Below are 13218 nucleotides of genomic sequence, written 5' to 3' on the forward strand. Positions count from 1 at the left end.
ATGGCGCGCCGCATTACGGGGTCAGGACGACCTTGCGGCATTCGTCCTCGCGGCCGTTGAAGATCTCATAGCCCTTGGCGGCATCGGCCAGCTTCATCCGGTGCGAGATCACCACCTCGGGGGCGAGGCGGCCTTCGCCGATCGCCTCGAGCAGTTCGGGCATCACCGCCTGCACGTGGGTCTGCCCCATCTTGAAGGTCAGGCCCTTGTCGAAGGCGTCACCGAACAGGAAACCGTGGATGAAGCCGGCGTACACGCCCGGCACGCTGACGGTGCCGCCGCGGCGCGTCGCCGCGATGCACTGGCGCAGCGCGTGGCCGCTGGAGCCTTCGAGCTTGAGCGTGGTCAGCACGGTCTCGGTGGTGCTGCCTTTGGCTTCGAAGCCCACCGCTTCGATGGTGGCGTCCACGCCGCGGCCGGCGGTGGCCTCGATGATGGTCGCCGCCGGGTCATCGTCATCGTCGAAGTTGATCGGGATCACGCCGTAGGTGCGCGTGGCGAATTCGAGCCGGTAGTCGTTGTGGTCGACCATGAAGATGGTCTCCACCCCGAGCATGCGCGCGCAGGCGGCGGCCATGCAGCCCACCGGGCCGGCGCCGAAGATCGCCAGGGTCGAACCCTGGCCGATGCCCGCGTTGACCACGGCCTGGTAGCCGGTCGGCAGGATGTCGGACAGGAAGAGCACCTGTTCGTCGGACAGCGCATCGGGCACCACCAGCGGCCCGACGTTGGCCTTGGGCACCCGCACCAGTTCGGCCTGGCCGCCGGGCACGCCGCCGTACAGGCGGCTGTAGCCGAACAGGGCGGCCGGCGGCCGGATCTTCTTGGCGTTCATGATCGCGCCGCGGCCGGGGTTGGTGGTTTCGCAGGCGGAGAACTCGTCGAGCATGCAGTGGAAGCACTGGCCGCAGGCGATCACGAACGGGATGACCACGCGGTCTCCGACCTTGACCCGGCTCACTTCGCGCCCGGCGTCCTCGACCACGCCCATGAATTCGTGGCCGAGGATGTCGCCATCCTCCATGCCCGGGATCTTGCCGCGGTAGATGTGCAGGTCCGAACCACAGATCGCGGTAGCGGTAACGCGCACGATGATGTCGTCCGGGGCGACGAGCGACGGATCGGGAACGGTTTCGACGCGCACGTCCCGCGCGCCCTGGTAGGTGAGGGCCTGCATGGATCTCTCCTCGAGAAAGAAACCGGCGACGGCCTGGCCTGTCGCCGGTCGTAACGCGGGAATCAGGCCGCCTTGCTCTGCTGCGCGGCCTTCTGGTTGCCGCCCTGTTCGGCCAGCATGGTCAGCTTCTCGTCCGTGGCCTTTTCCTCTTCCAGCGTCTCCAGCAGCAGCTTGAGCGCGTCCTTGTAGCCGAGCTGCTTGGCCAGCGCGGCCAGGGTGCCGTAGGCGGCGATCTCGTAATGCTCGACCTTCTGCGCGCCGCCGATCAGGGCGGCATCGCGCAGCGGGCCGGCGGCGATCGAATCGATGACCTCCTTGCCTTCCTCGACCAGGCCTTCCATCGCGGCGCACTTGATGCGCTTGAGGCGGATGTCGAGCATCTCGACGATGCGGTCGATGCGCTCGATCTGGCCCTGGGTTTCCTCGAGGTGGGTGCGGAAGCCGTCGGCCAGCGCCGGGTTCTCCGCGGCGCGGGCCAGGCGCGGCAGCGCCTTGGTCAGCTGCTTCTCCGCGCTGTAGATGTCGGACAGTTCATGGATGAAGAGTTCTTCGATGTTCTTGACGCTCATGGGCGGGCTCCGTGGTGGGGAAAGGGAAGGGGTCAGCCGCCTGCGGCGTGCCCGACGGGGTCGTCGATGCGATGGCTGGCAGGGCGCGGCTCGTCCGGCACGCGAAGCGGCTCGGGAAGGTACTGCTGCAGCAGTTCGGGCAGGTAGCGCGCCAGGCGGGCGCGTTGCGGGTCGGGGAAGGTGGAGTCGGGCATGGTGCTGGCCGTGTCGGAGGTGGAAGGTGTGGCCCGCGGCTGCGTGAATGGCTGCGTGGACGGTGAGCCCGACGGGCCGTCGCGGCCCGCCGGGCTCGCACGACTCAACGCTGCTGGCGGTTGCGGTCCTGGTCCTGCTGCTCGCGGCGACCCTGGTTCTGGTCCTGCTGCTGCTGGCGGTTCTGGTCCTGGCCCTGCTGGCGGTCCTGCTGACCCTGCTGGCCCTGGCGGTTCTGGTCCTGCTGGCCCTGCTGGTTCTGCTGGCCCTGACGGTTCTGGTCCTGCTGACCCTGCTGGTTCTGCTGGCGGTTCTGGTTCTGGTCCTGCTGGCCCTGCTGGTTCTGCTGGCCCTGGTTCTGGTCGCGGTTCTGGTTGTTGGCCATGTCGGCGTTTCCTTGTCGGTGGGCCAAGGCGGTCGCCCTGGTTGCAGGCAGGATGCGCGGAGCGGCGTTAGCGACATCTCCAGTTGAGTGTGAAGAATTGCTTCAGGCGGCAACGGTTCATGCAAGTAGCAACAGCCCTTGCGCGGCATCCCAATGCACAGGCGCATGCCTTCCGCGGAACTTCATCTGCAGCACTCACGCGCGGTGAACATGGAGTTCACCTCCGCCTGCGGGTGGTGCGGGTTGGATGCGATTGCCGTGGCGTGTGCCACGCAGCCCGTACAACGGAGATCAAGCCATGCGAACCATCCTCCTTGCCGTCGCCATCACGCTTGCCGCCGTCGCCTGCGACCGCCGCAACGATCCGGAGGTCGATCGGGACAGCACGGCGGTCAGCACGCCGCCCGGCGAAGCCGTCGTCCCGTCCACCACGCCCTCGGCCACGCTGCCGCCACCGGCGGTGCCGGCCGATTGCGTGGGGCGCGAGGGCAGCGAGGGCTGCCCGCCGGCCGCGGACGAGCGCGTGCCGACCGAGCCGCAGCCCGCGCAGACGCCGCCCGAGCCGCGTTGACCGCTGTACGCACAGGCCCGCGTCGCGGGCATGCATCCGGCCGCGCACCTGCGCACGCCGCGCGCCGTCCATTGTCGACGCCCGACGTCGGGTGTCGACCCGCGCCGCCGTGCGTCAAGCCGCCCGTTTTCACGCGGGCAAACACACCGGACGCGTGCGCTGAAGGCTTCAGGCCGCATTCCCCGTGCATCCACCATGCTGGTACACCGCTTGCATGGTCCCGTCGCCGGCATCCCGCGCCGGCGCAGGCCCTCGCTGTCCGTAGTGGAGTTCCCCCCGATGTACCGCGATCCAACCCGCCCGGCCGCGCCGGCCGACGAGGGCATTCCCGATCCGGCTAAGCCCGCCCCCGCGCGTGCCGCCCGTGAACGGCGCAAGGCGTCGAGCGTCGATCCGCAGGCGCTGCGCGACGGACTGACGCCGCCGCAGCTGGTCACGCTCGAGGCGCTGCAGATCTTCCAGTGGGAGCTCGCGTTCGTGCGGCGGCCGCTGTTCCAGGCGCCGGTGCCGGTGCTGTTCGACCGCGCGCGTTCCCGCCACGTGGTGATCCAGGAAGACGGCACGCTCGACGAGCATCCGAGCCTGCGCCTGCGCGATTGAATGACCGCGGCCGTACGGCGGCCGCGTCCAGGCGTTCCGTTGCGTCCCGCGCGCGGTTCAGCGCGGGGCGGGCGCTGCCTGCAGGCAGGCGTGGACCGCGTCCCAGTCGCCGTCCGCCACCGCCTCCACCAACGTGCGCCCGTCCAGGCGTCGCACCGCGCGGTGCGCGGCCCAGAACGCGCTGCCCGCTTCGTGCGGGCGGGCGGTGCGCAGCAGCGAGAACAGTTCGACCAGGTCGCGCAGCAGCGCCTGCAGCCGCGGATGCCAGGGCTCGTCGTCGGCGGTGTCGCGGGCAAGGCCCGCAAGCAGGGCCAGCTCGGCCGCGGACAGGCCGCAGGAGGTGCCTACCGTATCCGGCGACAGGAACAACAGCGCCTCGCCGCCCTGGCGCAGCGCGGTGGTGACGGGGCGGGCGGTCGGGGTCATGGCGTCCTCCGGGGCGCCGCGCCGGGCGCGGCGGCATGGTCGGGCTCCTCGCGCAGGCGGCGCGAGTCCGGCTGGCCCTCGCGGGCGCCGGGCTCGACCGCGGGGTCGTTGCGTTCGTCGCTGGACCGCTTGCCGGTCTGTTCGCCGCGCGGGGCGGTGCGGGTGTCGTCGGATGGCACGGACGGGTTCATGGGGACTCCCGGGGGGCGAGGAGGCCCCCACCTTCGCGTCCCGGAGGTGGAGGGCGCGTGAGCCGGCCGCCTGCGATTCCGCAACGGCTGCAGGGCTGCGCCGGGTCGAGGCAGGCGGGGAGCGCGCGGATGGGAAACCGCGATCGGGTGCACATTCCACGTCGCCGCGCACCGGCCCGCCGGCGCGTGCCGGCGGGCCAAGGGCGAGGATGCGGCTCCACGCACGGGGCAACGCGATGCTCCGTGCGCCCTTGGTCCGATGGGCAGGCATGCCGTCTTCACGCAGGCTAGGCGTCACGGCGCGACGCACGGCCCCCGCAGGGATCCATCGCGCCTGACCACCCGACGGAGCCCTCCAGGATGCAGCACCGCACCAGGCACGACTGCGCCAGCGAACCCGCCCCCGCAGGGCACCGCGCCCGGCCGACCCGGCTCACGTGGATCGCAGGCCTCGGCCTGCTGCTGGCGGCCGGTTCGGCCATCGCGCAGCACCTTCCGGCGCCCGCGCCGGCCGAGGCGCGGCCCGCGGGCCAGTCCTGCGCGCAGCGCGACGGCGACACCTCGCGGCCGCGCATCGGCCTGGCGCTCGGCGGTGGCGGCGCGCGCGGCGTGGCCCACATCAGCGTGCTGCGAAAGCTGGAAGAGATGAAGATCCCGGTGGACTGCATCGCCGGCACCAGCATGGGGTCGCTGGTCGGCGGCCTGTATGCCGCCGGCGTGCCGATCGAGGACATGGAAGCGCTGGTCATGGAGACCGACTGGAAGCGCCTGTTCGACGATTCGATCCCGCGCGAAGAGCGTTCCTACCGGCGCAAGCAGGACGACCGCGACGGGGTCGCGACCCTGGGCGTGGGCATCAACCGCGGCAAGGTCAACGTGTCGCCGGGCATGCTGCAGGGCGAGCGGATCCTGTCGATGTTCGAGCGCAAGACGCTGGCGGTCAGCACGATCACCGATTTCGACCGGCTGCCGATCCCGTTCCGCGCCACCGGTACCGACCTCAACACCGGCGAGTCGGTCGAGCTGGGCCGCGGCAGCCTGGCCGAGGCGATGCGCGCGTCGATGTCGCTGCCGGGCATCTTCCAGCCGGTGGTGATCGACGGCCGCGTGCTGATCGACGGCGGCATCGCCGAGCAGGTGCCGGTGGACACCGTGCGCCGGATGGGCGCGGACATCGTGATCGCGGTGGACGTGGGCACGCCGCTCACCGAACTGGACGCCGATGCCAGCATGCTGCAGGTGATCTCGCAGCTCACCGGCATGCTCACCGTGGGCAACACCCGCACCTCGACCGCGAAGCTGGCCGAGCACGACGTGCTGATCGTGCCGGAGCTGGGCACCGAGGTGACCACGGCCGACTTCGCCAAGGCCAAGGAGGCGCTGGCCATCGGCGACAAGGCCGCGATGGCGGCGGAGCCACGGCTGGCCGGGTTGCCGCGCTACCGGGGCGCGCCGCCGGCGCCGTTCAAGGCGCCGCCGACCCCGGTGGTGGAGTTCGTGCGCCTGGAAAACAACAGCCGCTACAGCGACGAGGTGCTCACCGCGATCATCGACGTGCCGGTCGGGCGCCCGGTCGATCCGGAGGAACTGGAGCAGGCGACGCTGCGCGCCTACGCGCAGGGCACGTTCGCCAGCGTGACCTACGAAGTCGTCGAGGAGGACGGCCGCACCGGCGTGGTGGTCAAGGCGCGCGAGAAGCCCCAGGGCCCCAACTACGTGCAGGCCGGCTTCCTGCTGCAGACCGATTTCAGCGGCACCTACGAGTCCAGCCTGCGGGTGGCGCTGCTGCGTTCGCCGGTCACCGAGTACGGCGCCGAGGCGCGGCTGCTGGCGGCCCTGGGCAGCGAGGCGGGGCTGTGGGCCGAGTACTACCACCCGTTCGACCCGCAGGCGCGCTGGTACTTCTACGGGCGCATGGGCGCGCAGAACCGGACCACGCCGCTGTTCAACAACGACGGCGACCGCATCGCCACCTACGACACCCTGGTCGGCGACGCGCGCTTCAGCCTCGGCCGGACCTTCGGCCTGTTCGGCGCGGCCGAGCTCGGCGTGCAGCGTTCCGAGTCCCGCTCGGACCTGGAAGTCGGCAACCCCGTGCTTCCGGACCTGGAGGTCGGCACCGGCGCATGGTTCGGCTTCGTCTCGATCGACCGCCTCGACAGCCTGTACTTCCCGCGCAGCGGTTACTCGGCGCGGCTGGACTACCGCGCCACCGCCGGCTGGCTGGGCGGCGAGGCCGACTTCGAGGAGGCCGGCCTGGACGTGCTCGGCGCGGTGCCGTTCGGGCGCCACGCGATCCAGTACGGGGCGAGCTACCAGACCACCCTGTCCGGCGTGCTGCCGCTGTACGAGCGCTACAGCATGGGCGGGCGCGGGCGCCTGGTCGGCTTCCATTACAACGAGCTGACCGGGCAGAACTACGCGGTGGTGACGCTGGGCTACAGCTACCAGCTGGCCGAGGTGTTCGGCCGCTCGGCGGTGGTCGGCTCGACCCTGGAGTACGGCAACGCCTGGAACCTGCGCCGCGACATGGACTGGGGCGACGGCATCTTCAACGGCAGCGCCTACATCGGCTTCGACTCGTGGATCGGGCCGATGCTGTTCGGCTACGGCATGCGCGAAGGCGGCGAGGGCGTGCTGTTCCTGGAGATCGGCAAGCCGTTCTGAGCGGCGCACCGGCCGTCGCGTGCGGGGCGGCGGCGGGCCGGTCGGGCTCTTCGGACAGGGTTGGCGGGGCGGGAAGGCCGCGCTTCCGCCATGGATGCCGCGCAAGGCCGGGCCCGCCTTGGACCATCCGCTACCCCCATTCCCGCCGGCCCGGTTAGGCTTGTCCCTCACGGACAACGGAGGGAAGGGCGTGAAATCGATTCTGATGACAGCGCTGGTCATGCTGGCGCTGCCGGCCCACGCGGCCGAGGGGGGCAAGGGCGTGACCGTCTACACGACCGCGCAGGGCGCCAAGCAGCAGATGGTCCGCAGCCAGGTCGCCGCACCCCGGCCGGGGCATCCGCTCACGGAGGCGGAAAACTCGATCTTCGTGGAGCCGCAGCGGCGCTTCCAGCCGTTCCTCGGCATCGGCGGCGCGATCACCGACGCCACCGCCGAGACCTTCGCCAAGCTCGATCCGGCGCGCCAGGCCGAACTGCTGCGCGCCTACTACGACGGCGAGGCGGGCATTGGCTACACCCTGGCGCGGACCACGATCCACAGTTCGGATTTCGCCAGCGGCAGCTATACCTACATCGAGGAGGGCGACAAGGCGCTCGACACCTTCTCCATCGAGCACGACCGCCGCTACCGGATCCCGATGATCAAGCGCGCGATCCAGGCCGCCGGCGGCACGCTGCCGATGATGGCCAGCCCGTGGAGCGCGCCGGCGTTCATGAAGGACACCAACCACATGCTCCAGGGCGGCAAGCTGTTGCCGGAGTACGCCGCGGCCTGGGCGAAGTACTACACGAAGTTCATCGACGCCTATACCGCCGAGGGCATCCCGATCTGGTCGATCAGCCTGCAGAACGAGCCGATGGCCAAGCAGACCTGGGAGTCGATGCTGTACACCGCCGAGGAGGAGCGCGACTTCCTCAAGAACCACCTCGGCCCGGCGATCAGGGCCAGCGCGCACCCGGACACGAAGATCGTGGTCTGGGACCACAACCGCGACATGATGGTCCACCGCGCCAACGTGATCTTCGGCGACCCGGAGGCGGCGCAGTACGCGTGGGGCATGGGCTTCCACTGGTACGAGACCTGGGCCGGCTTCGACCCGATGTTCGAGAACGTGCGCCGCGTGCACGAGTCGTACCCGGACAAGGTGCTGCTGCTGACCGAGGCGACGGTGGAGAAGTTCGACTGGGCCCAGGTGCAACGCTGGTCCAACGGCGAGCGCTACGGCACCTCGATCATCAACGACCTCAATAACGGCGCCTCGGCCTGGATCGACTGGAACATGCTGCTGGACGAGACCGGCGGCCCCAACCACGTCGGCAACTACTGCTTCTCGCCGATCCACGCCGACACCCGCACCGGCGAGCTGGTCTACACCCCCAGCTACTGGTACATCGGCCACTTCTCGAAGTTCCTGCGCCCCGGCGCGCACCGGGTGAGCGCGGCCAGCAGCCGCAGCAACCTGCTGGCCACCTCGTTCGTCAACGAGGACGGCAGCCTGGCCACGGTGGTGATGAACCCGACCGGCAAGGACATCACCTACAACTACTACGTCGGCACCGCCTCGACCCGGGTCACGATCCCGGCGCACGCGATCCAGACGCTGGTGCAGTAACCGGCCGCGCGGCCCGGCGTGCGCCGGGCCGCGTCGCCTTCGGGCCGGGCGAGGCGCGATGCCGGTGCGCGACGGCCGCGATGCGATCGCGACGGCACCGCCGGCGTCGCGCATCGGCGACCGCCGCCGTCGCTTGCGCGCCGACGGACCGTCCCGTCGCATGGGCTGAGACGCACGGCGGGTAGAACGGCCGATCCCGACCCGAGTCGCCGTGCCCGCCATGTCCGCCCTGACCGCATTCGATCGACCCGCGCTGCCGGCGCCGCCCGCCGACGGCGCCAGCTTCGCCCTGCGCCTGGCCGGCAAGTACGAGGGCCGGGTCACCGGCCATTTCGTCCAGCCCGGGCGCGAAGGCCGTTACGCGCCATTGCCCGCCGGCCTGCCCGAACGGCTGGCGGCCGCGTTGCGCAGCCGCGGCGTCGAGCAGCTGTACGCGCACCAGGCCGAGGCGTGGGACGCGGTCCAGCGCGGCGGCCACGTGGTGCTGGCCACGCCGACCGCCTCGGGCAAGTCGCTGTGCTACACGCTGCCGGTGCTGGACGGGGTGATGGGCCGCCAGGCCAAGGCGCTGTACCTGTTCCCGACCAAGGCGCTGGCCCAGGACCAGGTCGCCGAGCTGCTCGAGCTCAACCGCGCCGGCGAGCTCGGCATCCGCCCGGCGACCTTCGATGGCGACACCCCCGGCGACCAGCGCCAGGCGATCCGGCTCAACGGCGACATCGTCGTCTCCAACCCGGACATGCTCCACCAGGGGATCCTGCCGCACCACACCAAGTGGGCGCAGTTCTTCGAAGGCCTGCAGTACGTGGTGATCGACGAGATCCACAGCTACCGCGGCGTGTTCGGCTCGCACCTGGCCAACGTGCTGCGGCGGCTGAAGCGCGTGTGCGCGTTCTACGGCGCCAGCCCGCAGTTCATCCTCTGCTCGGCCACCATCGGCAACCCGAAGGCGCATGCCGAGGCGCTGCTGGAGGCCGAGGTCCACGCGATCACCGAGTCCGGCGCGCCCACCGGCGACCGCCACGTGCTGCTGTGGAACCCGCCGGTGGTCAATCCCGACCTGGGCCTGCGCGCCTCGGCGCGCTCGCAGTCCAACCGGATCGCGCGCGCCGCGCTCAAGGCCGGGCTGAAGACGCTGGTGTTCGCGCAGTCGCGGACCATGGTGGAGGTGCTGACCAAATACCTGAAGGACGTGTTCGACAGCGACCCGCGCAAGCCGGCGCGGATCCGCGCCTACCGCGGCGGCTACCTGCCGACCGAGCGCCGCGAGGCGGAGAAGGCGATGCGCGCCGGCCGCATCGACTGCATCGTCTCGACCTCGGCGCTGGAGCTGGGCGTGGACATCGGCAGCCTGGACCTGGTCGTGCTCAACGGCTACCCCGGTTCGGTCGCCGCGACCTGGCAGCGCTTCGGCCGCGCCGGCCGCCGCCAGCAGGCCTCGCTGGGGGTGATGGTCGCCAGCTCCGACCCGCTGGACCAGTACATGGTCCGCCACCCGGAATTCTTCAGCGCCGCGCCGCCCGAGCACGCGCGCATCGCGCCGGACCAGCCGGTGATCCTGCTCGACCATATCCGCTGCGCCGCGTTCGAGCTGCCGTTCCTGCAGGGCGAATGCTTCGGCCAGGTCGAGCCGGAGGTGTACCTGCAGCTGCTGGCCGAGGACGGCGTCGTGCATCCGGAAGGCGGGCGCTGGGAATGGATCGCCGACAGCTACCCCGCCAACGCGGTCAGCCTGCGCTCGGTGGCCGACGGCAACTTCGTGGTGGTCGACCGCACCGATGGCCGCCAGGTGATCATCGCCGAAGTGGATTTCAGCTCCGCGCCGCTGATGCTCTACGAAGGCGCGATCCACATGGTCCAGTCGGTGCCCTACCAGGTCGAGAAGCTGGACTGGGACGGGCGCAAGGCCTATGTCACCCGTACCCACGTCGACTACTACACCGACGCGATCGACTACACCAGGCTGAAGGTGCTCGAGCGCTTCGACGGCGGCATCGCCGGCGCCGGCACCTGCCACCACGGCGAGGTCCACGTGGTCCGGCGCGTGGCCGGCTACAAGAAGATCCGCTACTACACCCACGAGAACATCGGCTACGGCCCGGTCAACCTGCCCGACCAGGAAATGCACACCTCGGCGCTGTGGTGGCAGTTGCCGCAGGCCGAGCTGGAACAGCGCTTCGGCTCGCGCCAGGACGCGCTCGACGGCTTCCTCGGCGCCGGCTACGCGCTGCACGTGGTCGCCAAGGTCGCGGTGATGGCCGATTCGGCCGACCTGCAGAAGGCGGTGGGCAGCGGCGACGGCGCCTGGTTCGCCAGCGCCGACGGCCGCGGGCGCGGCCAGCTGCGCGGCCTCGACGGCAGCGCGGTGGACGTGGACCGGCACGACCGGTTCGTGCCGACGGTCTACCTCTACGACAACCATCCCGGTGGCATGGGCCAGAGCGAGCCGCTGTGGCACCGCCAGCGCGAACTGGTCACGCGTGCGCGCGAGCTGGTGGCGGCCTGCGACTGCAGCGCCGGCTGCCCGGCCTGCGTCGGGCCGGTGCTGGCGGCGCACGAGGCCGCGCAGGCCGCCGCCGATGCCACGCCGCGGGCGCTGGCGTTGAAGGTGCTGGCCGCGCTGGAGGCCGCATGAGCCTGACCCTGGCGCGGCTGCAGCAGCTCAAGCGGCAGGCCGGCGGCGCCGCGCCACGGGTGCCGCCGCCGGCGGCCACGAACGGGCCGGACATCGACCAGCTGCGTGGCCTGCTGCGGCTGCGCATGCGCGCGCCGCTGGCGGTCGGCGAGGGCGACCGCCAGCTGCCCGGCGAGGAAATCGCGCCGGGCCTGCACCTGGTCGAGGAGTTCCTCGACGACCCGGTGCCGGCGTCGTTCGACGGCGCGTTCGACCGCGGCGAGGCGATCGCCGCCGAGGACCTGCTGTTCTTCGACACCGAGACCACCGGCCTGGCCGGCGGCACCGGCACGCGCGCGTTCATGGTCGGCGCGGCGGACTGGTGCGGCGGTCGCCTGCGCATCCGCCAGCTGCTGATCGCCCGCACCGCCGCGGAGACGGCGATGCTGGACGTGCTCGCCGGCTGGGTGCATCCGCGCACCGTGCTGTGCAGCTACAACGGCAAGTGCTACGACGCGCCACTGCTGGCCACCCGCTACCGGCTGGCGCGGCGCGCGCATCCGCTGGCCGGGCTGCGCCATGTCGACCTGCTGTACCCGGCGCGGCGGCGCTACCGCGGCGTCTACGAGAACTGCCGGCTGGCCACGATCGAGCGGCGCGTGCTGCAGGTGGTGCGCGAGGACGACCTGCCGGGCTCGGAGGCGCCGGCCGCCTGGCTCGGCTACCTCCGCGGCGGCGACGCGCGGCTGCTGCGGCGGGTGCTGGCGCACAACCGCCAGGACGTGATCTCGCTGTCGCGGCTGCTGCGGCACCTGTCGGTCCTGGTGGAGCCGGTGGAGGCCGGCTGACGGCGGCGTTCAGCTTGCTGGCCGCCACGCGTCTCGCCTGGCGCGACCGGAAGGTGTACAAATGTACACCATGAGCCCCGCCGACGTTCCCGCCGTCCTCCCGCCCCAGCGTGCCGCCGTGCTGGCCTTCCTGCGCGCCGAACTGGCCGCCGGGCGCGCGCCCAGCCTGGCCGAGATCGCCGACGCCTTCGGCTTCGCCTCGCGCAACGCCGCGCAGAAGCACGTGCAGGCGCTGGTCGCCGACGGCCTGCTGGAGCAGGCCCCGGGCCAGAAGCGCGGCCTGCGCCTGCCCGGCGGTGGCGCCGACCTGCTGCCGCTGCCGGTGCTGGGACGGGTCGCGGCCGGTACGCCGGTCAGCGCCGAAGGCGTGGCCCGGCTCGGCCTGCACGCCGACGCCAGCTTCATCGACCCTGAAAGCCGGCTGTGGCTGGACCGGCGCCTGTTCTCGCCGCGGCCCGATTACCTGCTCAAGGTGCAGGGCGACTCGATGATCGAGGACGGCATCCTCGACGGCGACCTGGTCGGCGTGCACCGCACGCCGGAAGCCCGCGACGGCCAGACCGTGGTCGCGCGCGTGGACGGCGAACTGACCATCAAGCGGCTGCAGCGCCTGCGGCGGACGATCCGCCTGCTGCCGCGCAACCCGGCGCATGCGCCGATCGAAGTGGAGCCGGGCCAGGACTTCGCCATCGAAGGCGTGTACTGCGGCCTGGTGCGGAAGGGCTGAGATGGCAGCGGCCGTCGCCCTCGAATCGCTGCTGGCCGCACGCACGCTGTGGCACGCCGGGCGCAGCGCGGCGATCGCCGCCGACGGCGAGCCCACCGGCCATGCCGCACTCGATGCGCTGCTGCCGCAGGGCGGCTGGCCGCGCCGCGCGCTGACCGAACTGCTGCTGCCCGCCGACGGCGTGGGCGAGCTGTCGTTGCTGCTGCCGACGCTGGCGCGCATCACCGGCGAGGGCGGCACCGTGGCCCTGGTCGCGCCGCCGTACATCCCCTATGCGCCGGCATGGCAGGCCGCAGGCGTGGACCTGGCCGCGCTGCAGGTGGTCGAGGCGTCACCGCGCGATGCGCTGTGGGCGTTCGAGCAGTGCCTGCGCAGCGGCGCGTGCGGGGCGGTGCTGGGCTGGCCGCTGCAGGCAGACGCGGCCGCGCTGCGGCGGCTGCAGGTGGCGGCCGACAGCGGCGCCTGCCTGGGCTTCGCCCTGCGCGACCGGAAGCATGCGGTCAACGCCTCGCCGGCGGCGCTGCGGCTGGAGTGCGTGCGCGACCCGCGCGGCGCCAGCGCGTGGCACGTGCGCAAGTGCCGCGGCGGGCCGGCGCCGGCGCAGGCCTTCCTGCCAGGCGCGGCGTGAGGCGGCGC

General features: G+C 71.7%; 13 protein-coding genes and 1 pseudogene. 8 read left to right on the plus strand and 6 right to left on the minus strand.

Going from position 1 to position 13218, the window contains the following annotated elements:
• Positions 1–13 precede the first annotated feature (13 nt).
• The 4 genes from ACA089_RS00825 to ACA089_RS00840 form a co-directional block, all read right to left on the minus strand.
• The gene (locus ACA089_RS00825) at positions 14–1177 is read right to left on the minus strand and encodes a zinc-dependent alcohol dehydrogenase (protein ID WP_372012521.1); all 1164 of its coding nucleotides are present in this window, start codon (positions 1175–1177) and stop codon (positions 14–16) included.
• Between the two features lie 62 nt (positions 1178–1239).
• Entirely contained in the window at positions 1240–1746 is a 507-nt protein-coding gene (locus tag ACA089_RS00830) for a YciE/YciF ferroxidase family protein (RefSeq protein WP_372012523.1), read from the minus strand.
• A gap of 32 nt (positions 1747–1778) precedes the next feature.
• Positions 1779–1940, minus strand: a complete 162-nt coding sequence (locus tag ACA089_RS00835; RefSeq protein WP_372012525.1) for a hypothetical protein — start codon at positions 1938–1940, stop codon at positions 1779–1781.
• 104 nt (positions 1941–2044) lie between these two features.
• The gene (locus ACA089_RS00840) at positions 2045–2323 is read right to left on the minus strand and encodes a hypothetical protein (protein WP_372012527.1); all 279 of its coding nucleotides are present in this window, start codon (positions 2321–2323) and stop codon (positions 2045–2047) included.
• A gap of 298 nt (positions 2324–2621) precedes the next feature.
• On the opposite strand from ACA089_RS00840, the gene ACA089_RS00845 reads away from it, so the two are divergent.
• On the plus strand, positions 2622–2894 hold the full coding sequence (locus ACA089_RS00845; RefSeq protein WP_372012529.1) for a hypothetical protein: 273 nt from the start codon (positions 2622–2624) through the stop codon (positions 2892–2894).
• A gap of 279 nt (positions 2895–3173) precedes the next feature.
• On the plus strand, positions 3174–3494 hold the full coding sequence (locus ACA089_RS00850; RefSeq protein ID WP_372012530.1) for a hypothetical protein: 321 nt from the start codon (positions 3174–3176) through the stop codon (positions 3492–3494).
• A gap of 57 nt (positions 3495–3551) precedes the next feature.
• Here ACA089_RS00850 and ACA089_RS00855 read toward each other — a convergent pair whose 3' ends face one another.
• On the minus strand, positions 3552–3920 hold the full coding sequence (locus ACA089_RS00855; RefSeq protein ID WP_372012532.1) for a hypothetical protein: 369 nt from the start codon (positions 3918–3920) through the stop codon (positions 3552–3554).
• Positions 3917–4111 (minus strand): hypothetical protein, encoded by a 195-nt coding sequence (locus tag ACA089_RS00860; protein ID WP_372012534.1) that lies wholly within the window; start codon positions 4109–4111, stop codon positions 3917–3919. Before ACA089_RS00860 ends, ACA089_RS00855 begins: the two co-directional genes overlap by 4 nt.
• A 360-nt stretch (positions 4112–4471) precedes the next feature.
• On the opposite strand from ACA089_RS00860, the gene ACA089_RS00865 reads away from it, so the two are divergent.
• The 6 genes and pseudogenes from ACA089_RS00865 (at position 4472) to imuA (ending at position 13210) form a co-directional block, all read left to right on the plus strand.
• The gene (locus ACA089_RS00865) at positions 4472–6778 is read left to right on the plus strand and encodes a patatin-like phospholipase family protein (RefSeq protein ID WP_372012536.1); all 2307 of its coding nucleotides are present in this window, start codon (positions 4472–4474) and stop codon (positions 6776–6778) included.
• A 220-nt stretch (positions 6779–6998) separates the two neighbouring features.
• Positions 6999–8393 (plus strand): glycoside hydrolase family 30 protein, encoded by a 1395-nt coding sequence (locus tag ACA089_RS00870; RefSeq protein WP_372017577.1) that lies wholly within the window; start codon positions 6999–7001, stop codon positions 8391–8393.
• Between the two features lie 220 nt (positions 8394–8613).
• Positions 8614–11028, plus strand: coding sequence for a DEAD/DEAH box helicase (locus ACA089_RS00875; RefSeq protein WP_372012538.1), 2415 nt, complete (start codon positions 8614–8616; stop codon positions 11026–11028).
• Positions 11029–11066: 38 nt separating this feature from the next.
• A pseudogene (locus ACA089_RS00880) lies at positions 11067–11855 on the plus strand (ribonuclease H-like domain-containing protein); the annotation flags it as partial.
• A 70-nt stretch (positions 11856–11925) separates the two neighbouring features.
• Positions 11926–12582, plus strand: coding sequence for a transcriptional repressor LexA (gene lexA / locus ACA089_RS00885; RefSeq protein WP_372012541.1), 657 nt, complete (start codon positions 11926–11928; stop codon positions 12580–12582).
• A 1-nt stretch (position 12583) separates the two neighbouring features.
• Positions 12584–13210, plus strand: a complete 627-nt coding sequence (gene imuA / locus ACA089_RS00890) for a translesion DNA synthesis-associated protein ImuA (RefSeq protein ID WP_372012543.1) — start codon at positions 12584–12586, stop codon at positions 13208–13210.
• Positions 13211–13218 lie beyond the last annotated feature (8 nt).

This window comes from Pseudoxanthomonas fibrivorans (genome assembly GCF_041464125.1).
In the GTDB taxonomy this organism is placed as follows: domain Bacteria; phylum Pseudomonadota; class Gammaproteobacteria; order Xanthomonadales; family Xanthomonadaceae; genus Pseudoxanthomonas.